A 24,986-nucleotide genomic window follows, 5' to 3' on the forward strand; every position below is an offset into this window, starting at 1 on the left:
TTAATCCGCCTTATTGGGGTCATTCTTTATTCTTAGAGTTTCAAACATGACATCCTCAGCGGTCACAATGTGAGCCATTGCCAATGCCTGTGCTTCCTCACTATTATGATTTCTTAACGCTTCAACGATCATGCGGTGTTCTTCAATAGCCAGCTTGTTACGCCCGGGAACAGCTAAGGATGTCGATCGAAAGCGCTGAATTTGTTCACGCAAATTCGCTAGGATCTGAATCAAACGTTCATTGCGGCTTGCTTTATAAACAAGAGCATGGAAATCTGTATCCCTCTCCACAATTTGTTCTAAATTCAAATCGCCCTCATTAGCCCGATAAAACAACGCTTGCTCCATTTGTTCCAACTCTTCATCCGTAACACGTTCTGCCGCAAGGCCAGCGGCTAAGCCCTCTAGGGCCGAGCGAATTTCAAAAACATCTGCTACATCTTTTAAGGAAACACCGGCTACATAGGCTCCCTTGCGTGGAATCATGACTACGAAATTTTCGAGTTCCAATTTTCGGATAGCTTCACGAACCGGAGTCCGGCTAACCCCCATTTCTTCAGCCAATTGAATCTCCATTAACCGTTCCCCTGGCTCAAGGACCCCAGTGAGAATCGCCTCCCGCATAGACTCAAAAACAATCTCCCGTAATGGTTTATAACCATCAAGTATAACCGGCATTAATCGTTTTTCCATCGATATATCCCCTTTCCTTAAACTAATACGTCCTTAACCGTTTTGGTAACCCAAACGTTTGCGCAGCCCTTCTTTATCAGTCGTTCTGCGACCTTCTGTGCGTGTTCTCTGCTTTGAGAAATCCCAAAGACACACGAGCCGCTGCCCGACATTAAAGCTCCATAACACCCTTCTTCCAACAGTTGACGCTTAAGATTAGAAATTTCCGGCACCATCGTCATCGAAGCAATCTCTAAATCATTGTAAAGCAAGCCGGCAATTTTCAGCGGTGAAGCCTCTCTTAAAGCCATCTCCCAATCTGATTTTGAAAGGAATCCACCTCGTCCACTCCTGTCAAACTGTCGATAAGCTTCACGTGTATTCACTCCTGCCGCCGGTTTAACCAAGACCAAGTCCACTTCCAGGACATTTGGCAACAAATTCAGTCGTTCTCCGCGCCCCGTTGCCCACATAGTTCCGCCTCTAAGGCAGAAAGCCACATCTGCACCGCATTTTCCGGCAAGAGCTATAAGTTCCTCCCTACTTAAGGGGGTATCGTAAAGTTGATTTAATAAACGAAGTGTCGCCGCAGCATCGCTGCTTCCCCCTGCTAAACCCGCCTGAATTGGAATATATTTATCAATGTCAATTTCTATTCCCCCAGGCAAACCAAGCTCATTCAAAAATAATTCGGCGGCGATATAGGCAAGATTTCCTTTGCCGCTTAATGCTCCACAGCGGCAAATCATTGCCTCACCTGTGCGCCGAACTCGTACAACATCATGTAAGGCAATTGATTGCATCACACTTTGAAGTTCATGGTATCCGTCATCCCTAACGCCTAAGATTGCTAAAGCAAAATTAATCTTGGCATAGGCGAACGTTGTAAGAAAGGTTTGTTTCATTAGCAGAACCATCTCCGAACATTATGAATACATTTCTTCTTATTATACATATTTTTAAGAGGGATTCCAGCACTTCTCTGGGTAAAATCCTAAAACAAAAGGAACGAAGGTATTCCCTCGCCCCATTGTCAAAGAGCTTTATCATGATTCTAGTATTCTCCACCAGCTGCCCATTCATTTGAGGTAAGTTTACCGGAACTTTCTGTTTGAGCCTCCAACCTCCGATGGATTTCTTCTTCGATCGGCTCAATATGTTCATAAAACATCACGAACGTATCTCCTGGCAGACAACTATCTAAGCCTTGACGAAATGCTTCAATCTCTGGAAGGACTATCATGATCTTTTTGGCATCCATTCCATAGTGTACCGCTTCTTCATACAGAAGGTGAGCAATTTCTCCCGGTTTGCGCCCACGCAAGTCCGTGTCCTCACGAATAACAAGACGATTAAACCCTTGAGCCGCAACCCTTGCCACTTCACGAACTAATTCATCCGGACGATCTCCGGGTACAGTGATGCACCCCACTAAGGAATTGCATTTTAAATGTTTAAGAGTTTTCGCCACTTCCTGAATCCCAGCAGCATTATGTCCGTAATCAACAAACACTCGAACGCCCTCAAGCTCATAAAGATTCAAGCGTCCTCGATTATTTTTGGCATCCGAGAAGAAGCCTTGAACAGAATTCCGAATGGTTGAGGCACTTAACCCTAAGGCCCAACCCGCTGCAACCGCCGCTAAAGAGTTTTGGATGTTGTGTTTCGCCTTTCCGTTCCAGGTTACGGGAATTTGTTTCACTGAGCAGACTCGAAAACTTTGCGAACCCTGGCAGAGTATTATCATTCCGCGCATGACGAAAACTGCCGTTCCGCCTAACCCCAAGTGTTTTCGAATATGAAGGTTATCTTTCTCAGTACTGAAAAGAATGACACGTCCTTTGGTCCGTTTTGCCATTGCGACGACATTAGGGTCGTCCGCATTTAATACGACATAACTATGAGGCATAACCACCTCTGCAACCAGACTTTTAACATGGGCTATATCTTCAAGCGTCTCGACTCCATACTGGCCAATATGGTCGGTGGAAACATTCGTAACAACTGCTACATCGGCATAATCGTATCCTAAACCCGCCCGCAATATTCCACCTCGGGCGGTTTCTAAGACGGCCACCTGAACTTCGGGATGTCTTAAAACAATTTTGGCGCTTTCAGGCCCTGTCATATCTCCCTTAATCCATAATTTTTGTTTAAGATAAATGCCATCTGTTGATGTCATACCGACTTGAAGTTTTTGATCGTTCAGCATTTTGCTGATCATGCGGGTTGTGGTTGTTTTGCCATTTGTTCCCGTAATCGCGACAATGGGAATCCTTCCATTACCTGCGGGTATTACTTGTTCAAGGATTGCTTTTCCCACATCCCGTGATTGACCAACACTTGGAAAATGGTGCATTCGAATGCCCGGCGCAGCATTTATTTCGATAATATGTCCATTTTTTTCCCGATAGGACGATTCAATATCTTCTATGACGAAGTCGACGCCGGAAACATCTAAGCCAATCAATTTTGCTGCATACACAGCCAATTCCGCATTGTCAGGATGAATCCGATCCGTTACATCCAGGGCTATTCCTCCCGTACTCAGATTGGCGCTATCCCGCAGATAGACAATCTCTCCAGGGCCTGGAATGGAGGACATAGTCATTTGCTTTTGAGAAAGCGATAAAAGGACCACAGGATCAATCTTTATCTTAGAAAGAGCTTTCTCATGATCTTCCCCGCGCCGAGGATCACTGTTTGCTTTGTCCACCAAATCAGCAATTGTTGACAAACCATCGCCGACCACGTGGGCGGGAATCCTCTGCGCCGCCGCAACCAAACGATCGCCCACAACAACCAAACGAAAATGCTGCCCTGAAATATATTCTTCAACGATTACCCATTCTCCATAGGTTTGAGCCATTCTAAATGCCGCTCTGACTTCGCTAACATTCGAGAGTTGTAAAGTAACTCCTTTACCTTGATTACCCCGCAGAGGCTTGATCACCACGGTAGTATTCATCTCCAGGAAAGCCTGCACTGCTTCTTCTTCGGTCTTGACGATGACTCCCCACGGAACGGGAACTCCTCCTTCACTTAAGAGTTTTTTCGTCAATTCTTTATCGCAGGCAATATCTACCCCTATGCTTGATGTTACATCGGTTATAGTTGCCTGAATCCGTCGTTGATTTCTGCCGTATCCTAATTGCAGCAAGCTGCCCTCATTTAATCGATGCACGGGAATTCCCCGCTCTTGACACGCATTTACTATGACTTGAGTAGAGACTCCAAGTTTATATTCATCCATCATTTGTCTAATCCGATCAACTGCTCCTGAGACATCAAACGTTTCTTGCTCCAGAAGAGTTTGGACTAAAGCAAAACCTTGACGAAATCCTTCAATTGCCCCTTCTTTGGCTTCATAGGTAAAAATAATCTCATAACAACCTGGCTCTTCAAGAATAGCCATCGTTTTGCCGTATTTAATTGTTTGCCCAGCTTGGGTCAACAATTCAATGGTAACATGTTCAATCACATGTCCAATTAAGGTTCCTTCTTCCAACCGCTCTAGAAATCCACCGGGTTTACCTTTGGAACAATAATGCTCAACTAAAGATGGTAACGTGCGTACAAGACGAAAACGGAAATCTCCTAACTCATTACTGAATCGTTCCGTCCATTCTTGGAGATCCACAATCGCTCGAATGATTGGCCTGTGACAATAAACATTGGCCCCTTCGATCGCTTGGATTTCTCTTATCTCCATTATTTTATTGTTCTCCCTTCAATAGCATGGATCATACTGCAATAGTTTTAACCTTTTTTCTCATTGGTATTCCTTTTTTAGGCATAGGCTTAAAGCAAGGATTCCCTTCGTCTCAGATCAAAACCATAGCCGTCTGACAGAACATGCATTAAAATCGGACTCAGAACCAAAGACTGACCCTGCGTAGTTTCCGAAACATTGGTTGTCGTGGAGGTAGAGGCATCAACAACAGTTACCGTATTACTTCCTACCACCGAAAACCTCGCATCCGATTGCACTAAAATTGCAGTATCCTCATCAATCCCAACTCCGAGAACATAAGGATTATGAGATATCGCTGATAAAAGGCGGCCGATCCGTCCACGCTGGGCAAAATGCTGGTCAATAACCACAGCACGCAAAAGGCCCAGTCCTGGTGCCATTGTTAATGAATCTTTTTTGGCCGTCCCCGCTTCCCCACCTACGATCATTGTATCCGACATGACAGATGCCCCGGCACTGGTGCCAGCAATAATAACCCCTTGCTCATAGAGTCGCTGGAGGGTACTTCCCAATATCGTCCCGCCTAAAAGGCCGGTAATTCTTAATTGATCCCCTCCGGTAAAAAAAACCCCCGTGGAATTTTCAAACTCTTTCCCAATCCCAATTCTATTAGCCTGGGTGCGATCAGACACATCAAGAACCTGCACTTCCTGAGCCCCTAATTTGAGAAACAGGGAATGATACTCATTTCCCACTTGGAGAGGAAGTTCCGTTGCGGCTGTCAAAACCGTAATTCGGCTCTCTTTCCCTCCCGACTCTTGCACAAAACGTTTCAGGATCTTACAATCCCCTTTTTTATCCTCTGCTCCGCCAATAATTAGCAGTTTACCTTCCACATGTTCGGTCAAGCGAATCCCTCCAGTCCTTATAGTTTCCGCCTAAAAAGGGTTTAATTATGCAACGAACATTCAAGAATCCCTTACATACCATGAGATATATCCTTTAAAACGAACGAAAGGAGGCTGCAGATCCATGCCCGCTTCTTCCATTGTTATTTATACCAGCCGCCGTCAACTTGAGCTTTATGAAGGGAACCGCCTGATCAAGCGTTATCCAATTGCTGTTGGCAAAAGAGCAACTCCCACACCCCATGGTCGTTACTATATTGCCTCAAAAACATTTCACCCTGGTGGTGTCTTTGGCAGCCGTTGGATGGGACTTTCCCTCCCAAGCTATGGAATCCACGGCACAAATAACCCCTCCAGCATAGGGCAGGCAATATCCAAAGGATGTATCCGCATGCATAATCATGACGTCGAAGCACTTTTCCAACATGTTGCCATCGGCACACCCGTAACCATCCAATCATAACTGTGCTGTGGGGACGGTCCTTTGAACACTCTCATGCGTGTTCAAAGGACCGTCCCCACAACACATTCTTAATATGGACTTCTCGGATACCCTCGCCGCATCTGCCCTCGCGTCTCTACCCCGCCAACCCCGTCTGTTCCTGTGATTGTGTGCATTAAAATATCTTTCACTGAGACGATTTGATCCATGGGGGTAAAGGCAATCCGCTCAACAACAAAAACCGGATCAAAAGCATGAATCAGCATACGTTTTGGGGATGAAGCAAAATTGGCTCCCGCAGCCAGAATGGCCTCGTAGTTTGATTGACAAGCTCCGGCAAAAATTACCAGGCCGTCCCGGTTGGGCTGGAATCGTCGGGCCTCAAGGACTGATTCTACAAAATAACGAGAACTCCGATAGCTGTCCATACTATGAAAATCTTTTTTCCCACAAAGGAAACCGTCGTGACCTGTTAAAACCAAAATATCCGTCGGGTTTTCTTGCAGGATTTTGCGAATAACTTTCGGTTGCTCTATCTCACTTTTACAAATCCCTTTGGCTTCAATCCCCATTTGCTTATAAGTCCTAATACACTGGTTTAAATAATCTTGGTCGCCGTCCAGCTGCAGTACCCTACCCGGAATCTCGAAATATTCCTTTAGATCATCTTGCTCGGCCTTTCTCTGACTTGTCAGCTTGTGTAACTTCTGATAGATCATCTTATTATCTTCCCGCTCATAGTTCATAATCTCCACTGGACTTTTAGAAACAAGATCCGTAAACGGAGCATCCGCCAATAATCTTAAATTAAGCCCTTTGATCATTGCCGAACGTTCGCCATTATTACCAACGCTAACATTTACAATATGAAAATAAATATCCTGCTGATGAGAGATTCTAGCTACAATATCCCCAACATGAAACATGGACTAACCTCCTTCCCTTTTCGCTATATCTTATGTCGCGCAACGTTAAACGGCATATACTATAGTGATTAAATAAAGAAAACTTGGCTTGTGCCCGAAGACACTGTCTTCACACTGGTTAGTTTGCGAGGGCAGAAGCCGTTAGTTGCAATGCACTGGCCATGGATGGCCGAGTGTCCCTGTAGCCACAGACTAATATCAAAAAGGAGGACCAAGGATGTTCGCAGCAGTTTTACCCTGTAGAAATGAGGAAAAGAGTATCTTGGCAATTTTGACGACGGTTTTACGCCTTCCGGTTGATTATATTATCCTGGTCCTTAATGGATGTACTGATCAGACTTTAGAGCTTGCCCGTTCCGTTCTCGACGCCCGCATTCACATACTATTTTTTTCAGATCCTTTAGGCATTGACATTCCCAGAGCAGTAGGCGCACTTTACGCCCGACATTTAGGAGTCGACGGAACCCTCTTTGTCGATGGCGACATGTCCGGCGACATTTATCAAAACCTCCATTCTCTCATTACAACGGTAATCTCTGGGGTTGATGTTGCTTTAACAAATTGTTATCCCTATATTACAAACCGTCAGAAACTTGCCAATCTGGTCTTAAAATTTCGTGCCAAGCTCAATCGCGAACTTGATCTATTTAAAAATCTCGGTCTCTCTACTCCCACACACGGACCCCATGCGCTTTCAAAGCAAGCCCTAGAGAGCCTGCCATCTGAGGCCATTGCCATCCCCCCGCTCACCTTGTACTGGGCCAAAAGGAATAATCTTGTGATTAAAGTGGCCACCTCTATCCCCCATGAACGCCTGCGCTCGCCCAGAAAGCATCGGAGTCATGCCCGTTTGATTGCCGAAACGATTATTGGAGATTGCCTTATGGGAATAGCCTTAAGTGAAAATCGTCCTCCGGCCCGATCACTTGGCAAACATGAATTATTAGGCTATCATCCAGAACGGCGATTTGACCTCCTCCGAACCTGGGAACAATCTTTAAAATCTCGGGATATCTTTTACGAGCAACATATTATTATTACGATGCTTCAGGCTGACGCCAACAACTCTCCAAAACCTAACGAAACTTTGTGATCAAGGTTAAACCCTTAGCCAAAGCAATTAAACAATAGACTCTTGGGGAGTTTTTCTAATTTCTAACCCTAGGATCTATTCCCTGTCGTTCAAAGTACTGCCATATCTTTGCTTTTTCTTCCACACGTACATGAACCGTTGATTGAATTTTACCCTTTTGAATCCCATTCCATTTCATATAGATGGTCTGATTATAGACCTTGTTTAAAATAGGATCGTTATATTGTAAGTCAACCACCACATAGTGAGGCTTTATGTCATTTTGCTGGAAATCAGACTCATTGCCCGGAAGCGTCATTACCAGACTGGACAACGCGTCTTTAGGGATCTCGTTAACAATCGCTGATTCGTCATGGTGAATCGGCTTGCCTGACAGCTGTTCATCAAAAATTATCGTTTCGCTCGACAAATTTACCGCCGGGTGGACCCCAACATTATTAAACTTCAGCTCCAAATTAATCTCATTCCCTAAATCCACTTTAGGGGATTCCATTAAGACAAAATACGGCCGTGCAGCCTCCTGCTGTACTTTCCAAGCCGCAACAGTTAAATAAACAGTTATCAAAGCTGTTACCGCTAACACAGTCGTCGCTAGTGTTGCAATAATATTTGACCACTTCATTAAACGACGGTTACTTGCCTTACCCAACCATTCTCTCCCCCAATTTTGGTTTTCAAGAAATACCTTTATCTCATAATTTACGCTCTTTTATAGTTCGAAAATCCCGCCAATTTTATGCTTGGTAAAGAAAACTTGCCTGCTGCTCAAAAACACCTTGTACTTGTTAGCCTCTACAAAAAGAATCATGTCATAAAAAAGAAAGCCCTTAGGTAAAGGGGCTTTCGTAACGTTGCAGTTATCATACCTTGACAACAGTGGGCATATTTTTTGATTTAAAATGACGAGTGTGCAAACACCTTCGTCAGAACCTGAAACTCTTCGATACTCAGTGATTCCGCTCGCCGTCCCTCGGAAATTCCCGCATCACGCATTCGCTTAATAACGTCTTCCTTGCTCAGCGCTAAACCCGCCGCCAGAGAATTCCCTAATGTTTTACGTCGCTGGCCAAAAGCAGCTTTAAGAACTCGGAAAAATTCCTTTTTATCCGCTTCAAACCCCGGATAAGGACGCAGATCTAAGCGAAGCACCGAAGAAGTCACTTTAGGAGCGGGCCAAAAATTGGAGGGCATAACATCCATCACTTTAGTAACCTGGGCGGAAATCTGAACAGCTACGGATAAAACTCCATAAGTCTTACTGCCTGGCGGTGCTGCAATCCTGTCGGCTACTTCCTTCTGAACCATAATCGTCATTCCGCTTAAAACATCTTCTTGCTCTAGAAAATGCATGATCAGCGGGCTTGTAATATAGTAGGGCAAATTCCCTACCAAATATCCTTTTTTGTCGCCCCATAACTCTTTTAAATTAAGTTTAAGAGCATCCTTATTCACAAAATCAATGGCAAATCCCTGTAACTCTCGTTTTAGAGTCTCAATTTTTTGGTGATCTAACTCAACGGCCCACATCTTAGCAACCATTGGGGCCAAAGCTCTCGTTAAGACACCCAAACCGGGGCCAATCTCCACGAGTGGTGTATCCGCTTTTAACATGCTCGCAGAAACAATCCCTTCAATCACTTGATCGCTGATAAGAAAAACTTGTCCCAATGATTTACGAGCACGTGAGCCACTTTTTATCAGACGTTGAATATATTCAGCTGCGCTCTCCATGAGTAACCTCCTCTACTGCCTGAAAAAACAACTCCCGTGATATGCCAAAGCGATTTAAACGATGGAGAAATTGTTTAGCATTAGTATCCCCCAGTCCTAATTTTCTCCCTAATGCCGAACGCAAATCACTTGCCCGTTTTGAACCCACGAGACCAACGGACCATAAATCCTCAGTCGTAAATGTTTCACCAGGGCTTCCCTGGTCTTGTTGGATATGAGCAAAGGCGCGACGAATTTCTTCGAGATCAGCATTCTCTACTCCGATATCTCCTTGTTTCGTGGCCACACTCTTATTAAGATACGTATGCTTAGCCTGCGGAACACGTTTGCGTATCCGATTTCGGATCTGCTCTCCGACTGAATCAGGATCTGTAAAAACAATGACCCCTTGACGTTTGGCCATCTCGGATATGTACTCTAATTTTTCCTTACTGAGTCCATACCCTTCAGTCCAAAGGATGTCGACATCTCCTAAGGCAAGACGCACCACATGAGCATCGTTTTTTCCCTCAACCACTATTAATTCCTTAATCATCTATGCTTCCTCCGTTTCCAACTCTTTTATCTTAACCGAGAATGCATAAAGACTCAAATTTGTTCTTTTACAAAGAGAAAGAACGAAAGAAAATCCTTTCGTTCTTTACCCTAATCTGATTCCGAAATCCTCTTCAATGACTTCATATTCCTTTATTTCTTTGCCGTTGATTTATTGGTACCAAACGTTTTCATTAGAGATGTCCAAATTGTGGGGTCCTCCATCCCTAAGCGCCAAATACCTACACCATGCAACTTGTGTTTGAGGGCATAATCCATTTTTGTTCTTAAACTAGCGGTATTTTCGAAATAGACTTCATGACGAACTCCGTTAGCCGTATACGTAAATTGTGGAACTTTAGCACTGGGATCTGTCAGAATTTGGACTCCATGCTTCTTGGCCCGATCTAGTGTTTGACTGTGGGATATATAATCTGGCATTAAAGGCTTGTTCGATCCCCAATCATAAGAATAAACGGGAAGTCCCATAATAATTTTTTCTTTGGGGATTTTTCCAACAGCATACGTAATGACGCGGTCTACCCATCCTTGTGAGGCGATAGGTCCTTGGGTTGTTCCCATCCCATGCTCATCATAGGTCATAAGAATAATCTGATCAGCTGCCTTGCCAATTGCCGCATAATCATAGGCTCCTGACCACAAATCCGAAGGATAATCCACGAACTTTGCCGGAATGGAGATATTTAAAACCTTATCCTTGGCTTTCAAAGCTTTGCCAAGCTCAGCAACAAATGCCGAAAAATTGTTACGATCTCCAGGCGGTGTTTTTTCGATGTCCACTGAAATTCCATCCCAACCATCTTTGGTCGTCAAATTGACTAGATTTGTGACCAGCTTTGACCTCGCGCTTGAATTAGCAAGAACACGATGTGCTAAATTTGCATCAAAGCCCACACTTCCGCTTAGGTTCATATTGTGGACCAAGGCATAGGCTTTAGATCCATTCTTTTGGGCAATGCTTTTAGCACTCATATCAATTTTTCCTGCCGGGACAACTTTACCTGATCCATCAAAGGAATACCAGAAAAAGGCTACTTCATCAAGCATTTTTCCGTTTTTAACCATTGATTCTTTTGAGCCGGGTGTCGGCCCTTCCGGGTCTGTGTAAAATCCCATAACAACTCGTTTTTCAGCTCCAATGACAGAATCTCGGGTTGCACCGGCCTCAGCTTTAGGAGGTTCTGTGCTTTGTGTCGTTTTTGGATTTGATGGTGGAGTAGGAGTCGGTACATTCGAACATCCTGTTAAGGCAAGCCCTAAAATAAGGGTACTGCTCATCATAAAAGTCAGAAACCGTTTCATGCTGCGCTTCAACTCCTTCGATTAGATTCGGTTACTGACTTTATTCTCCCCGCTTCAAACAACGTTATGTATCATAATCTCAACAGTCATATTTATCCTCTGCTTTATAATTATGGCATTTTAAAATAGTTGGCAATTCCCTTAGCTATTGCCCGGGATAACTGTTCTTGATACCAAGATTGCTGAAGTTTTTTTTGCTCCTTAGTACTAGATAGGTAACCTACTTCTACGATAACAGCAGGCATACTCGTATTTTTAATAACATAAAAATCACCTGGTTTAGCAATTCTTCGATTCATCCCTGATATTTTAATCAATTCTTGTTGAATCAATTCAGCAAGTTGTTTTCCTGATTCAGACTTATAATGATAAAATGTTTCCGCCCCAGAATTTCGTCCTGTAGCTGTTGCATTGACATGCAAACTGACAAAAACATCGGCTTTGGCTTGACTAGCCATTTCAATTCTGTGGTTAAGATCAATTTGCTTTTTAGTCGTCTTTCCTTTAACTCCGTTAGGAACATAGTCGATGTCTTCATCCCGTGTGAGATATACTTCAATTCCACAAGGGTGAAGCATTTCTTTTACCTTTTGGGCGATTTGAAGATTTATGGATTTTTCATAAACACCTTGCGGGGAGATTGCCCCGGGATCGTACCCCCCATGCCCAGGATCTAACATCACGACATGATTCACGTCCAAATGACCAACTACGGCCGTGGAACCCTGCCAAAGTACTGAGAACACTAACAAGCTCATAACACCCATTACAAAACCAATCGCCGCTTTCTTTCCCAGCGCTACCATAGGCTGACGCATTCTTACTCCTCCGTTTCCTCGTTACCCTAAAGATTATGACTTGAGCTCAGAAGTTATACTTCTTACCAGACATAAAGCAAGCCTCTGCGCTATGCAGAGGCTTGCTTTTAACTATTCTCTATCAAGATTTTGGGATCACGCTGTACAGAGGTTAGGAGCATCACAATTCACTGAACGTAAACTAATACACTCCGAACACCCCAAGAGTCTGCGGCTGCTTCCGAATCCATATAAAGATCGATTCGATTTCCTTGAATCGCTCCCCCGGTATCAAGTGCACAGGCACTTCCATAACCGTCGACATAAACGCTGGCACCCAATGGAATCACTCCCGGATCAACAGCAACAACTCCCCAGCGTACCGGCGCCCCTGTTGTTGTTGTTCCGCCAGGAATACAGTAGGCCGTTGCCCGCATTGCATAGGCACGTTTAAAATTAATCATTTTACCTCCCCGTGAAACCGAAGTTTGGGCTCCACGTGAGACCAATTGATTTGTAGGAGCAACTACGACTCGCTGTCCAAGAATTTCTCGATTAACTTCTTTCCCATCTTCTAAGGTTAAACGTACTGTCTGTTCCTGAAGCCCATTGGAACCACGGCTGACCACTTTGTCAGGTAACCCAACGGGATAATCCCCTGGTTGAGTAACCGTCTGGTAAGGGATCTCATCTTGGACAGTTTCCACTTTCTCTGCCACTCGTACAACTTTAAGCTGATCGTTAGCTGCTAAAACGTGATTCAAGGTTAAGGAAACTTTATCCTTAGCTCCCAAAACAATATCAAGCTTCTTCAAAGCTTCGGCGACCGTGCGTGGCGCCAGATAGGTATTCATTGTCTTCCCATCTGCCTGCACAACAACAGGAACCGTTCTTCGCACTTTGATATCCATTTGATCCATTAGAGCCTCAGAGCGTGGTTCATTTATTTCGTCAACATCTTTTATCTGAAGACCATACCGCTCTGATAATTCCTTGATAGCTTCACCCACGGTCTTTGCCGTAGTCCTTGTCGCTAACGTTTGTTCGTCCACGGTAAGATGAACAGGTACACTTCGCGTTACTGCGACTGTCATTCCATTTGTGACCTTGGTATCTCGCCCCGGAATTACGATGTCTTCCGGATAAAACTCGTATTTCGAATGAGCGAGGGCTTTCCCGACAGTATTAAAGATCGTTGTCACCCGTACGGTTTTACCATCAATATTGGCATTAATTGTCTTTAAATTGCAAATCAAAATTATGGAACTGATTATGAAAAAAGTAACAAACACAGCAATCAATTTAGTGAAACGAGACTTACGAACTAAGGATGAAACCCAAGTTCGAGTATCCTGAAGCATTGAATCCCTCCAAAACCCTTATAATCTACCAACCTCATTTTAATTGATAAGTAGTCTGTTGTCAAAATAAATTACATTATATGGGTTTTAGAATATGGATACGTACAGGTTTCCGTCCCCAGTCTAAACATTGACGGAAGGTAGAGAAGAAAACATCTATTCTATTTCCATGGATATCTCCGCCTGTATCGGCAGCTATAGCATATCCATACCCTTCAACATATACTTTACTCCCCATCGCGATAACCCTCGGATCAACAGCAATTAGGCCTTGTCGGGGAGGGAGACCTGTTGCTGTTTTGTTTCCAGTATACGTGTAGGCCGTTGATTCAACAGTTATTATCTTACTAACATTTAAGTTATCTAAGTCAAAGCTCTCTCCAACTACCGGCTTAGAATTTTGAATCACGACTTTTTTCTTAGGACTTTTAAGTTCAATTGAGCGTTGTATTTGTTGATCCACAGGTTGTCCCCCGACTTCAAACGTTTTGACAACCTGCCTGAGAACACCCTTCTCTCCTTCTTCTTGGACTTGACTCATTCCCGGAAGAAGTTTATCCGATTCAACAGTTTGCGTATCAAATGGAATTTCTTTATCGACGATTTTAGTGACACTCGTCATACTGGTCCAGGAACTTTGAATCATACTTGAGTCTACTTCTCCTGTAGGCGCTTCGTGATTTGATCGGTCCGATTCCGTCTGACTTTGACTCTCATTAACCTGTTTCGGTCTCTCAGCATTAACCGGGTCAGAATTGCTATCACTTGGTACTTCCGAATTGTCCTGATCAAGGCTTGGAACTCTTAAGTTACCCCCGCCTAAATATGAAATTCCCCGACTAACATTACCGACATGAGGAACCCTCTTCCGAGAATCTAAAAAACTAATTTCAAGTTTTGATTTTTGAACATTTTGTGGCTGCTTGATTTGCTGATAGGGCAATTGTGATGTTCGATTAAGATCTGGAGTATTCAACGTCGAATACCTTGTACCTGCCGCGAACACTGCCAAACCGCCTAAGTACGAGCTCCAAGTCTTCGTTGCCCGCCAATAATCGGAATACGTGGTGATCGGTAGCGAATACATTTCATCCCTCCTTAACAGAAGGTATGAGGTAAGCGCAAAAAAAAGAACCTTCCATCGGAAGGTCTTAAGCAAGCCCAAATAATTTTTCGGCATTATGCCTTGTCTGATGTGCCATATCCTCTAGGCTTAATTTTTTAATTTCAGCAAGTTTCTTTACAACCTCGCTGACATAGGTCGGTTCATTTCGCTTCCCTCTACGCGGCTCAGGGGATAAATACGGTGAATCCGTCTCGACGAGGATGCGGTCCAAAGGAGCATTTTTGGCTACTTCAACCGTATGACGGGCATTTTTAAACGTTACCGGACCAGCAAAGGAGAGATAAAATCCGATATTCAGTAAAATTTTAGCCATTTCCCAGGACCCAGAATAACAATGAAAAACGCCGCCATAGTTTGGGGGATGAGCTCTTACAATCTCTAAAACATCCTGATGAGCATCCCGGTTGTGAATTATAATGGGAAGACCAACTTTGTCAGCTAATTCAATCTGACGGATGAAGATATCCTTTTGAAGGGAACGAGGAGATAAGTCACGATAATAGTCGAGTCCAATTTCCCCCCAGGCCAAGACTTTAGGCTGTCTAGCCATGTCTTGAAGTTGATCCAATAGCTCAGCGGTAACCTCCTCAGCGTTGTGAGGATGGATACCGATCGCAGCATAGATAAAGTCGTAATCTTGAGCTAATTTAAGCGACCTTTTTGAAGAAGCAAGATCGTAGCCGACATTTGTCACTCGAGAAATTCCAGCCGCCTTCATTCTGCTCAAGACATCCTGGAAATCTTCCTCATAATCTTTGTCATCAAGATGTGCATGCGTATCCCAAATCATTTTACTTGAGCCCCACCTGGAAGCTCCTTGTTCACCATAAGCACTTCCAGCACTTCCCCATATGATGCAGCTAAAATCATGCCCTGGGAGGTAATCCCCCTCAGCTTTGTGGGCTTCAGATTCGCCACAACCACCACAAATTTATTCACCAGATCTTCCGGAGCGTAGTGTTTGGCAATACCCGAAACAACGGTACGGACTTCTCCAGAGATTTCAATGTCTAATTTCAGAAGTTTTTCCGTCTTAGCGACTTTCTCAGCACTAAGAACTTTCCCAACACGCAAATCAAGCTTGGCAAATTCCTCAATACTAATTTCTTCTTTAATGGGTTCAAACTCCAAAGCTGCAACCTGCTGCTCTTGCTTAGGTTCAAGTTCCACCGGTTTCGTCTCCTCTGCTGCAGTGTATTGAGAAACATCAATTCTGGGGAAAAGCTGCTCACCCTTATGAACATAGGTTCCCGGAGTTATTATTCCCCATTGATCTGCCTCTTGCCAACAAATAAGCTGTTCATTGCTGCTAAGTAACGCACAGATCCGAGGAGGTATACCGGGCATAAAGGGAGCAGTTAGGATTCCCAAGATTCGAATACATTCTACAAACGTATAGAGCACAGTATCTAAGCGCTCCTGTTGGTCTGTCTGTTTCGCTAAGGCCCAGGGAGCTGTTTCATCGACATATTTATTGCATCTTGCTACAAAACGCCAGATTTGCTCCAAAGCACTGGCAAGATCACACCTTTGGAAACTTTCGTCAACACTTTTTTTAACTTCGGAACTCAACGTCTTTAATTCTTGTTCTAAAGAGGTGTCTTGACCGGGGCGAGGTACAACCCCCTCTCTAAACTTAACCACCATCGCCAAACTCCGCGAGACAAAATTGCCAAAGTCATTGGCCAGATCGCTGTTTAAGCGATCTACTAAATTATCCTCAGAGTACGTGCCATCAGTTCCCACTTGCATTTCACGCAATAAGAAATACCGGATAGCATCAGAGCCATACCTTTGAATCAGCTCGAAGGAATCCTGTACATTTCCTCGGGACTTAGATATTTTCCCGCCGTCTTTCGTCAAATACCAACCATGCCCATAGACAACCTTCGGAAGAGGAAGGCCCAGAGCCATTAAGATTATGGGCCAAATCACGGCATGAAAACGCACAATATCTTTACCCATGATCTGAACATTGGCCGGCCAATACTCCTTAAAGCGTTCCCCGTCAGGATAGCCCAATGCTGAAATGTAATTAATTAAGGCATCCAACCAAACATAGACCACATGTTTAGGGTCGAAGGGCACCTTAATTCCCCATTTGAAGGTGGTTCTAGAAACACATAAATCCTCTAACCCGCTTTCAATAAAACGAATCATTTCATTACGCCGAGAAACGGGTTGAATAAATTCAGGATGTTCTTGAATATGTTTTAGAAGTGCGCCTTGATATTTCGATAAACGGAAGAAATAGCTTTCTTCTTTGAGGAGTTCTACTTCTCGCAGGCAATCAGGATTAGGGCATTTTCCCTCAACCAATTTGCTTTCCGTCCAAAACGTTTCACAAGGAGTACAATACCAACCCGAATACTCAGACTTATAAATATCTCCCTGATCATATAATCTGGAAAAAATCTGCTGAACAACCGTTTCATGACGTTTTTCAGTGGTTCGGATAAAATCGTCATAAGAAATATCTAGGACATTCCATAATTCTTTAAAGCGAATTACAACGCCATCGACATATGTTTTGGGATCTACTTGATGCGCTTCCGCAGTCCGAACAATTTTTTGGGCATTCTCATCCGTTCCGGTTAGAAAGTGAACCCGGTCTCCCAGTAATCTATGATACCGAGCCAGTGCATCTGCTGCAACTGTCGTATAAGCTGTTCCAATATGCGGGCTCGAATTTGGATAAAATATTGGAGTAGTAATGTAATAATTCACCGTTCGGTCTCCTCTCAATCTCAAAAATCAATAATATATAAATTCATATCTGTCAAGTATACCCATAATAAAAAATTAATATGTAATCTAATGCCACTTTTGAAAATTTTAATCTCTAACAACCCTAAAAATGGTTGACTTTAATTGGAACCGTTGGTATCATAAGGTTGTAGTTTTGTGTCGAATGTTGTTGTAAAGGGAGTGAGTGAAAATGATGAAATCAACGGGAATCGTGAGAAAAGTAGATGAACTTGGTCGTATTGTTTTACCCATTGAGCTTCGCCGCACACTAGGGATTGACGAAAAAGACGCGCTGGAGATTTATGTTGATCAAGAAAAGATTATTCTTAAAAAGTATGAGCCAGCTTGTGTATTTTGTGGCAATGCCAGCGATAATCAACTTTTCCATGGTAAAAATGTTTGCCGTGAATGCGCAGTTGCGATGGGTGAAGCCATCCTTGGCAATGTAGAATCCGGTTCCAAAGCTGTCTAGTTTTAGAATCTATACATAGATCGTTCCTCATTACTTTCGAGCAATGAACTCTTCGAAGGCCTTCGGGTCTTCGTTTTTCTTTACCCGCCTAATTGATATTTGAATCCTCCAGCAATGCTTGATAAACCTCCGATTTTCTCACACCATAACGCTTGGCCACATCTTTCATAGCTTCCTTCTTCGTCAATCCTCGCTGAATTCCTTGGTTCACTTCATTTCGCCATTCATTGGGCCCTCCAACCAATTTTTTCGGGACATAGGGCGCAATCACTATGCAACATTCTCCTCGAGGAGGAGTCTTTTCAAACTCTTTTATCAGCTCAGAAAGATTATCCTTGTGGACCTGCTGATGGACCTTCGTCAATTCGCGAACAACCGCCGCTTCACGTTCGCCAAAGTGTTCGTCCAATCCTTGTAATGTACTCACCAAACGATGGGGAGCCTCATAGAGGATTAGGGTCTCTTGACAATTTGACAGATGCTCCAGCCTGCGTTTCCTCTCTCCCGATGCCGCGGGTAAAAACCCGTAAAATGTAAAACTTTCAGACGGCATCCCTGATAAAACCAAAGCTGTAAGGGCTGCATTAGGTCCAGGCAAGACATCCACCGGTATAGTTTCCTCTAAGCACAATCGAATAAGCTCACTCCCCGGATCGGAGATTCCAGGCAATCCGGCATCACTAATAAGGGCAATCGTTTGGCCTGCTTTAAGCCGTTCTACCAATTCTAAGGATTTCTTTTTTTCATTGTGTTCATGGTAGCTGGTGAGATGCGTAGTAATCTCATAGTGTTGCAACAATTTGCGCGAATGGCGTGTATCCTCAGCGGCAATCAAATCAACGTTCCGCAATGTATCCAGAACTCGTAAAGTTATATCTCCCAAATTACCGATTGGGGTCCCACATACATACAACGTACCTTTAACCAACATGCCTAAAAGACTCCCCGCCTTATAAAATCTTATGTTCTAGTCTTTCCTTAAGAAACCCATACAAAACAAACAATCCCCTTCTAACGGTTGACCGAAATGGAGGTGGCAAACGTGAAATCCCTCGTGATAGAGACGTACTAAGTTGTCATGGGCGACACCTTGAATATGTTCTGCATTGGCAATAACACGTTCTGTCTCCTTTTCAGGAAGAGTACATTCCCGTTTAAGCTTGATATTTTCTTCTTCTAAAGCCTTAACATAGGATTTCAGATGGTTAACTTCTTCCAGAAGAGAACGCAGCTTCTCTTCCACTTCTGTGAGGGCCTGTGTTAACTGGCTCATACCTTCTCACTCTTTCCTTTGGGCTTTTCCCCTTTCCTAGTACAACGCTGTTTTCCATTTGATTTGGCAGAGTAAGCGCTCTCAATCTGGAAATTCTGGTCCTCCAAAATTTCAATGTCTTTATCTCCCTCTAAGGTTTGGGAGTTCAAGCAATGTTCCTTGTCATCAGGTTTATAGCATCCGTTTTCATATTTAAGGCAACACATAAGTCGACCACAGATCCCGGAAATCTTGGTAGGATTAAGCGAAAGTTTCTGATCTTTCGCCATACGAATCGACACCGGCTCAAAGTCCCCCAAAAACGATGTGCAGCATAGTATTCTCCCGCAGGAACCCACTCCTCCAAGCATTTTTGCTTCATCCCGCACTCCAATTTGCCGCAATTCAATACGCGTACGGAAAATCGCTGCCAAATCTTTAACCAATTCTCTGAAATCAACACGGCCTTCCGCCGTAAACGAAAAAATAATCTTATTACCGTCAAAAGTATATTCAACATCTACTAATTTCATGGGTAATTGGTGTTCGGATATTTTCTTTAAGCAAATTTGAAAAGCATCTTTTTCTTTGGTTCTATTCTGTTCGACAAATTGTTCATCGACAGGCGTTGCTTTCCGAATGACTTGTTTTAAGGGGAGAACTACTTCCTCATCACCCACTTGCCGGGGCGGGATAACCAATTCTCCGAATTCGATACCCCTTGCTGTTTCAACAATAACTTTATCAGAAGCCTCAAGCTTGAGGTCTCCTGGGGAGAAATAATATATTTTACCCGCGTTTTTAAAGCGAACGCCGACAACCTCAATCACAGAGAGTCCCTCCTTGTTGAAATAATTCTAAAGCCAATACTTCTATGATTAACCTTGGATTCACTTGTTGTCTTAATGCATCATTAGCTTTTCCAATCGCCAAAAGTTCAAAAGGATGGTTCGAGCCTTTTTGAATTCCTTTTTGGATCTTTACGGCTAAGGCCTGCAAATAGACACCTGCCTGATTTTTGTCCAATGGAAACAGCGAATTTAAGGTTAAAAAATCTCTGTTCGAGACAGCTTGACAAAACTTTTCCATCCATTCCTGCAGCGCAGTAACACCCGTCTCCAGAATGGCCGTAGCCAGACTCTGATTATGATCACTTAATTCAAAGGCTAATTGAGCCTCCTGTTGATTATTTTCTTCCAATCCTTTAAGCCAAACATCCTCAGAAGGATCAGGAAAATAAATCAGCTGGGCACGACTCTGTATCGTGGGTAATATTCCTTCGACATTTCCAGCACTTAAGATTATCACCGAACGCTCCGGTGGTTCCTCGATAACTTTTAGCAAGGCATTGGCTGCCGGCAAGGTTAATCCGTCCGCCTGCTCGATAATTGAAATTTTATAGGTTCCCTCATAATGCTTAAGGTATACTTTTTCTTGCCAAGCGAGAACTTGTTCAATTCCAATAGTCGTCTTAAGTGGCTTAAGCCATAAAACATCCGGATGGTTACCACTAGAAATTTTATGACAGGTTGTACAAGCTTCGCACGGACCCTCAGGTAACGGTGAGGTACAATTTAAAATCTGTGCTATGCGAAGCGCCACGTCCCGTCTATACGGTGCACTTCCACCATGAAAGAGCAAAAGATGTGTCAAGTGTTCTTCTCGGGCCGCTTTTTCCAAAAGTACTAGCGGTAAATTCATGACATTCCTTGTTCCTCCTCAATAATCCAGATCGTTTGAGTTTCAAAGCCTTGCCACCCTTGCCAATGCCCTTTGCCAACCATAAGCAGAGTTTCGAGAACTTCAGGAGTCATTTGCTCGCCCATGACAACGATAGGAATTCCCGGCGGATAAGGTGAGATAGTTTCCCCTACAATATAACCTAAACTTTCTCGCAAGGGAATTTGTCGTTTTTTAGCCAAAAATGCCTCTCGTGGCGTAAGAATCTGAGGTGGTAATGACGTAACAATCCTCCTGGCATTTTGGCGCTTAAAATCCTTAGTATTTGATGACAGGGTCCTGTTCGCCAAGTGATCCAACCCTTTTGTAAGTCTCCGTATGTCTTCAGGAGTATTACCGATTCCTATTAAGAATAAAATATTTTCTTCATCCCACAGTTCGGGCTCTAAGCCAAAATCTTTGCGGAGGAATTCAACACAATGAGAAGCGGATACACCTAAAGGCAGGGTGTTAATCAGTACTTTAGACCAGTCTACGCTGTGAATCCCATACGTCCCGACATCCTTCTGTGAGAGGATACGGAACCTCTCCCCGACAGTGCTATGAAGCTTCTCAACCTCCTCGCGGAGGGGTTCCCAACGTTCAATCTCCAAAGCATATTCTCCGGCCCGTTCCAGCGAAGCAAGCAATAAATAGCTGGGACTGGAAGATTGCAGAAGTTCCAAGCTTTGTCTTAACCGTGCGCGTGAGACTCTCGACCCTTGGACGTGAAGCATAGCCGACTGGGTTAAGGCGCTTAACGTCTTATGTGTACTGTGCAGAACAAGATCTGCCCCGAGCTTCAAAGCGCTCGCTGGAAATAACGATCCGAGAAAATGAGAACCGTGAGCTTGATCGACTAATACTGGCATATCTGGTGCTAGATCAGCTCTCTTAGCTAACAACCGTTGTAAATCTATACCCGCTCCATAATAACTGGGATAGGTAACATGACAGGCGGACACCTCTGACCAAGAAAGTCGCTCCTCAATGTCAAGGCCCAGCGGAAGATTAAATTCCGGATGAATGACAGGGCTTAAATAATCCGGCCGAAATCCGCTTAGAACTAAGGCCGACATAACCGAACGATGAGAACTTCTTTCTACGACAACATGTTTCGTAGTACCCGAGAGGGCAAGAAACATCGCTTGATTTCCAACTGTTCCTCCATTGACCAAAAAATAGGTTTCATTCGCCCCAAAAATCTGAGCCGAGCGTTTTTGGGCCTGAGCGATTATTCCGCTCGGGGAATGCAGCATGTCGAGTCCTGGAAGCTCAGTTAAGTCAAACCCACAGAAATTTAGGTCATGAAAAAACTCCTGCCGCCCTTTATGGCCAGGAGTGTGGAAAGAGCAAAATCCTTGCCTCTGATAATGGCTCAATCCTTCTCCGAGATCACCCACCAATGAACCTCCATTTACCTGAGTTTTTTTATCTCAAGCATAGTTGATACATGATATTCTATCTATTTTATCACATATTAACAAATATTTCATCTACATTGGATAACCCGAGATTCGACCGATATCTCGGGTTATCCAATGTAGATGAAATTCATAATTTGCTTAAAAAAGTAGCCCTTGGATTAAGAACAGAAATTCTTGATACTCTGGAGAACCTTGCTCTGCTGAGTATAATTCGCGCTGACAATCCGAGCAGAAAAACATTCCTCGCACTCGAAAACCGTCATAGAGGCCATTCTTGGGAACCTGGGCGCAACGATAACATACCGGAAGGAGTTTTCCGTTTGATGCAACGATTTCTTGATTCTTATCTTTTTTAGGGTTTTCATGCTCTTTAAGAGTATCGCTTGTTTTAATCACTGATAAATTCCCCCTAGTCACTTCTTTCTTTATTCTTCCCCTTCTCCCGTTGAATTAGTCGTTACACTGCTGCCCGACATTCCTGAGTGATGTATTGAGACTTGAACATTCAGGGAAATTGGGAAATCTTTGATCTTCCCTTCCCATTGATCTTTAATGGTCTTCCAGTATGATGGATCTCTCTGTTCGATATGCCTTCCAATCCCTAAAAAATCAAGGCTCAGTTCTTTTTCTTTCTGGATAGAGCTGTCACATTCTTTCTGAATTACTTTAGCAAAGCTGTCTTCAGCGTCATTCATGAGATCGACCCACTCTGTCTCTGAAAGTTGCTTCTTTAAACCCATCACTTCATCAACCGCAATACTTGTTTTAATCTGGTATTGCATCCCTATTGTTCCATTGTTATTGTACAATCTGTAGTTCGTCGTAGATTTTAGGACTTGCCCGCCAAAGTGAATGTCACTGTCTTGATTATCCATCGTATTAATCAAGCGATTATTCACATTGTTTTCAAGCCACATGTATCCTTTGGTTTCCTTATCCGTGAGGTAGTCCGCCAAATGGTCCCCACTCAATACGCCCGCACCTTGTATTTGTATCTCCTCACCTTCCTTTCCGTCATTATATTCAATGCCTTCGGCTCCTGCTTTTACAATCTCCACTACAGGGATGATTGGGGCTGTACTTTTTCTGCCCAGAACCGTAAGATAATGCCCTAAACGAACCGTAGGGAACGACGATAGACTGTTCCCCTGCTCCATATGACTTTTAATACTCATGGCCGCTAATTCTCCATTGCGCAGTTTCAGGTTCAGAAGATCTTTAGCTTTACCTTTTGCTAGAACTAGATACATCGACCTGCGAAACTCGGAAAAACGTTGGGCGAAATCTATGAGATCGTTAAAACCAGCTTTTGCCGCATCTTCGCCAATGACAATCACCTTCAATGAACCCATAAACGGTATACGGCTTGAAATCTTATAAGCCATCTCAGTCGCTTCCCGAACGCTGGAAACTTCTACGCTAAAGGTCCGATCGTCAATCTCTGTTGCCGTTCCTCCGCCTTGCTTAGGTTTGGCTAATTGAAGCGTAATGAGGTAGGTCCCTGGTTTCTGTCCAAGGTCAAGCCCCACTCCCATGAGAGGCGCTAACTCCTCTACTTCTCGTTTTCCCCAACATCCTGGCAAAAATACGAGGCAGACTATCAATACTAAGACGAGTCCTCTTTTAAATTTCTTGCTCTTAGTAGCCCCCATTAACCACCTGCTCCTTTCTTCCAGCGCGCGAATCCCCAAAGAGTAAGTACCCAAACCGACGTAAACGGTAAAATAAGATAATTGTCAACCGTTCCGATTTCTGCAATTAGAGAAGGCCCTCTCTCAAATCCAAAGGCAATTCCCATAAATACCGCACAAACCCCAAGATTCCATTTGAATCCTTTCAAATTAAAAACCGTTTCTAAACCCCAGATCGACGTGTAAAAGAAAGCGGTAATCTTTATCACCAAAGCCCCGAGCCAAACCCCTAGAAAGAGAGACTCAACCCCTGCAACCGTACGACTTACCTCAACCATCTTTCCTAAAACGAGTAAGCCATAGATTAAACGGGTCGTTTCTACCGGTCCAAAGACGAGAACCTGCATCAGAACAACCAGCATATCTAACGTTCCTACCAAAAAAACAGATCGCCAAATCCCTGTCTTCAATTCTCTGATTTCTTTAAGGCTGTTAGGTAGAAAGGTAAGGACTCCCCCGAAAAAGAGAATATATTCCATGGCAAAAGGCGCTACTTTAATTCCTCCCCAAAAAAGCGGCATTATCCCATCACTTAAAATGGGCAAAAGTTCCCCTTGCTCAATTCGCGGAAGGGAGAGGCCGAGATTTAAAGCTAAAGCAATCACGATCAGGGGTAAAATGATCTCTGAAAAACGGGCGAACACTTCGATCCCAGCTGTTACTAAATAGATAACCAGCAATATCCCACCTAAGTAGAACAACCAGATGGGGGTTAATGGCATAATTGAACGTTCATAGATATCCCCAACTTGCCCTAATAACAGCCCGCCGAAATACCCCGTAATGGAAATATACAGAATTCCAATAATCTTTCCTGTCCACTTGCCAAAAACTATTTCCGAAACCTGCAATAAATTATTACTGGGATATTGGGATAGAATGGAAAGCACCATCAAGCCATAAGGTATTCCCAAGGCAAATGCCGGTAAAACGCTTATCCAGCCATCCCGTCCACCGGCTCCGCTGACGATCGATGCTACAGGGAGAAAGGTTGTACCCATAAGCACAGCGGCCCCTAAGGTCATAAATTGATGCGGTGAGATTTTTTCCATCGCTTTTTCCCTTTTCCT

Annotated in this window: 25 protein-coding genes; 3 read left to right on the forward strand and 22 right to left on the reverse strand. The window is 43.7% G+C overall.

What is annotated here, in order from left to right; translation table 11 throughout:
• The 4 genes from VZF35_RS14735 to VZF35_RS14750 form a co-directional block, all read right to left on the reverse strand.
• Nucleotides 1–693, reverse strand: coding sequence for a GntR family transcriptional regulator (locus VZF35_RS14735; protein ID WP_407305918.1), 693 nt, complete (start codon nt 691–693; stop codon nt 1–3).
• A 17-nt stretch (nt 694–710) separates the two neighbouring features.
• On the reverse strand, nt 711–1,577 hold the full coding sequence (gene ispE / locus VZF35_RS14740; RefSeq protein WP_407305921.1) for a 4-(cytidine 5'-diphospho)-2-C-methyl-D-erythritol kinase: 867 nt from the start codon (nt 1,575–1,577) through the stop codon (nt 711–713).
• 149 nt (nt 1,578–1,726) lie between these two features.
• Complete coding sequence (gene cphA / locus VZF35_RS14745) at nt 1,727–4,384, reverse strand: cyanophycin synthetase (protein WP_407305923.1); 2,658 nt, start codon at nt 4,382–4,384, stop codon at nt 1,727–1,729.
• 89 nt (nt 4,385–4,473) lie between these two features.
• Complete coding sequence (locus tag VZF35_RS14750; RefSeq protein WP_407305925.1) at nt 4,474–5,274, reverse strand: cyanophycinase; 801 nt, start codon at nt 5,272–5,274, stop codon at nt 4,474–4,476.
• Between the two features lie 124 nt (nt 5,275–5,398).
• Here VZF35_RS14750 and VZF35_RS14755 point away from each other — a divergent pair, with 124 nt between their 5' ends.
• On the forward strand, nt 5,399–5,737 hold the full coding sequence (locus VZF35_RS14755) for a L,D-transpeptidase (RefSeq protein ID WP_407305927.1): 339 nt from the start codon (nt 5,399–5,401) through the stop codon (nt 5,735–5,737).
• A 68-nt stretch (nt 5,738–5,805) separates the two neighbouring features.
• Here the strand turns inward: VZF35_RS14755 and yabG are convergent, their stop codons facing one another.
• Nucleotides 5,806–6,642, reverse strand: coding sequence for a sporulation peptidase YabG (gene yabG, locus VZF35_RS14760; RefSeq protein ID WP_407305929.1), 837 nt, complete (start codon nt 6,640–6,642; stop codon nt 5,806–5,808).
• A gap of 217 nt (nt 6,643–6,859) precedes the next feature.
• Here yabG and VZF35_RS14765 point away from each other — a divergent pair, with 217 nt between their 5' ends.
• Nucleotides 6,860–7,735 carry a glycosyltransferase family 2 protein gene (locus VZF35_RS14765; RefSeq protein WP_407305931.1) on the forward strand — a complete coding sequence of 292 codons (876 nt, stop codon included), beginning with the start codon at nt 6,860–6,862 and terminating at the stop codon, nt 7,733–7,735.
• Between the two features lie 55 nt (nt 7,736–7,790).
• On the opposite strand, the gene VZF35_RS14770 is transcribed toward VZF35_RS14765, so the two are convergent.
• From VZF35_RS14770 to metG, 9 genes are all read right to left on the reverse strand, one after another.
• Nucleotides 7,791–8,384 (reverse strand): hypothetical protein, encoded by a 594-nt coding sequence (locus VZF35_RS14770; protein WP_407305933.1) that lies wholly within the window; start codon nt 8,382–8,384, stop codon nt 7,791–7,793.
• A gap of 245 nt (nt 8,385–8,629) precedes the next feature.
• A complete protein-coding gene (gene rsmA, locus VZF35_RS14775) occupies nt 8,630–9,466 on the reverse strand; it encodes a 16S rRNA (adenine(1518)-N(6)/adenine(1519)-N(6))-dimethyltransferase RsmA (RefSeq protein ID WP_407305935.1) in 837 nt (278 codons plus the stop codon).
• Complete coding sequence (rnmV, locus tag VZF35_RS14780; protein ID WP_407305937.1) at nt 9,450–10,001, reverse strand: ribonuclease M5; 552 nt, start codon at nt 9,999–10,001, stop codon at nt 9,450–9,452. Before rnmV ends, rsmA begins: the two co-directional genes overlap by 17 nt.
• A 152-nt stretch (nt 10,002–10,153) precedes the next feature.
• Entirely contained in the window at nt 10,154–11,323 is a 1,170-nt protein-coding gene (locus VZF35_RS14785) for a glycosyl hydrolase family 18 protein (RefSeq protein WP_407305939.1), read from the reverse strand.
• A 110-nt stretch (nt 11,324–11,433) separates the two neighbouring features.
• The gene (locus tag VZF35_RS14790; protein WP_407305941.1) at nt 11,434–12,141 is read right to left on the reverse strand and encodes an N-acetylmuramoyl-L-alanine amidase; all 708 of its coding nucleotides are present in this window, start codon (nt 12,139–12,141) and stop codon (nt 11,434–11,436) included.
• Nucleotides 12,142–12,308: 167 nt separating this feature from the next.
• Entirely contained in the window at nt 12,309–13,481 is a 1,173-nt protein-coding gene (locus VZF35_RS14795; RefSeq protein ID WP_407305943.1) for a ubiquitin-like domain-containing protein, read from the reverse strand.
• A gap of 76 nt (nt 13,482–13,557) precedes the next feature.
• Nucleotides 13,558–14,568: a 3D domain-containing protein gene (locus VZF35_RS14800; RefSeq protein WP_407305945.1), complete on the reverse strand. Its 1,011-nt coding sequence runs from the start codon at nt 14,566–14,568 to the stop codon at nt 13,558–13,560.
• 64 nt (nt 14,569–14,632) lie between these two features.
• Nucleotides 14,633–15,397 (reverse strand): TatD family hydrolase, encoded by a 765-nt coding sequence (locus VZF35_RS14805; protein WP_407305947.1) that lies wholly within the window; start codon nt 15,395–15,397, stop codon nt 14,633–14,635.
• Entirely contained in the window at nt 15,394–17,334 is a 1,941-nt protein-coding gene (metG, locus tag VZF35_RS14810) for a methionine--tRNA ligase (RefSeq protein ID WP_407305950.1), read from the reverse strand. The genes VZF35_RS14805 and metG overlap by 4 nt, the downstream gene beginning before the upstream one ends.
• Nucleotides 17,335–17,548: 214 nt before the next feature.
• Here metG and VZF35_RS14815 point away from each other — a divergent pair, with 214 nt between their 5' ends.
• A complete protein-coding gene (locus tag VZF35_RS14815; RefSeq protein WP_308892589.1) occupies nt 17,549–17,827 on the forward strand; it encodes an AbrB/MazE/SpoVT family DNA-binding domain-containing protein in 279 nt (92 codons plus the stop codon).
• 88 nt (nt 17,828–17,915) lie between these two features.
• Here the strand turns inward: VZF35_RS14815 and rsmI are convergent, their stop codons facing one another.
• The 8 genes from rsmI to VZF35_RS14855 all read right to left on the reverse strand — a co-directional run bounded on the left by rsmI (nt 17,916) and on the right by VZF35_RS14855 (nt 24,968).
• Nucleotides 17,916–18,758, reverse strand: a complete 843-nt coding sequence (gene rsmI / locus VZF35_RS14820) for a 16S rRNA (cytidine(1402)-2'-O)-methyltransferase (RefSeq protein WP_407305953.1) — start codon at nt 18,756–18,758, stop codon at nt 17,916–17,918.
• Between the two features lie 36 nt (nt 18,759–18,794).
• Entirely contained in the window at nt 18,795–19,100 is a 306-nt protein-coding gene (locus tag VZF35_RS14825; RefSeq protein WP_407305956.1) for an initiation-control protein YabA, read from the reverse strand.
• The gene (locus VZF35_RS14830; RefSeq protein WP_407305959.1) at nt 19,097–19,909 is read right to left on the reverse strand and encodes a stage 0 sporulation family protein; all 813 of its coding nucleotides are present in this window, start codon (nt 19,907–19,909) and stop codon (nt 19,097–19,099) included. The genes VZF35_RS14825 and VZF35_RS14830 overlap by 4 nt, the downstream gene beginning before the upstream one ends.
• Complete coding sequence (locus VZF35_RS14835) at nt 19,902–20,780, reverse strand: DNA polymerase III subunit delta' (protein ID WP_407305962.1); 879 nt, start codon at nt 20,778–20,780, stop codon at nt 19,902–19,904. The genes VZF35_RS14830 and VZF35_RS14835 overlap by 8 nt, the downstream gene beginning before the upstream one ends.
• Nucleotides 20,777–22,201: an aminotransferase class I/II-fold pyridoxal phosphate-dependent enzyme gene (locus VZF35_RS14840; RefSeq protein WP_407305965.1), complete on the reverse strand. Its 1,425-nt coding sequence runs from the start codon at nt 22,199–22,201 to the stop codon at nt 20,777–20,779. The genes VZF35_RS14835 and VZF35_RS14840 overlap by 4 nt, the downstream gene beginning before the upstream one ends.
• Before the next feature lie 162 nt (nt 22,202–22,363).
• Nucleotides 22,364–22,621, reverse strand: coding sequence for a sigma factor G inhibitor Gin (locus VZF35_RS14845; RefSeq protein WP_407305968.1), 258 nt, complete (start codon nt 22,619–22,621; stop codon nt 22,364–22,366).
• A 29-nt stretch (nt 22,622–22,650) separates the two neighbouring features.
• On the reverse strand, nt 22,651–23,877 hold the full coding sequence (locus tag VZF35_RS14850; protein ID WP_407305972.1) for a Ger(x)C family spore germination protein: 1,227 nt from the start codon (nt 23,875–23,877) through the stop codon (nt 22,651–22,653).
• A complete protein-coding gene (locus tag VZF35_RS14855) occupies nt 23,877–24,968 on the reverse strand; it encodes an endospore germination permease (protein WP_407305974.1) in 1,092 nt (363 codons plus the stop codon). The genes VZF35_RS14850 and VZF35_RS14855 overlap by 1 nt, the downstream gene beginning before the upstream one ends.
• Nucleotides 24,969–24,986 lie beyond the last annotated feature (18 nt).

It is taken from the genome of Desulfosporosinus paludis (assembly GCF_045689965.1).
GTDB lineage: Bacteria > Bacillota > Desulfitobacteriia > Desulfitobacteriales > Desulfitobacteriaceae > Desulfosporosinus > Desulfosporosinus paludis.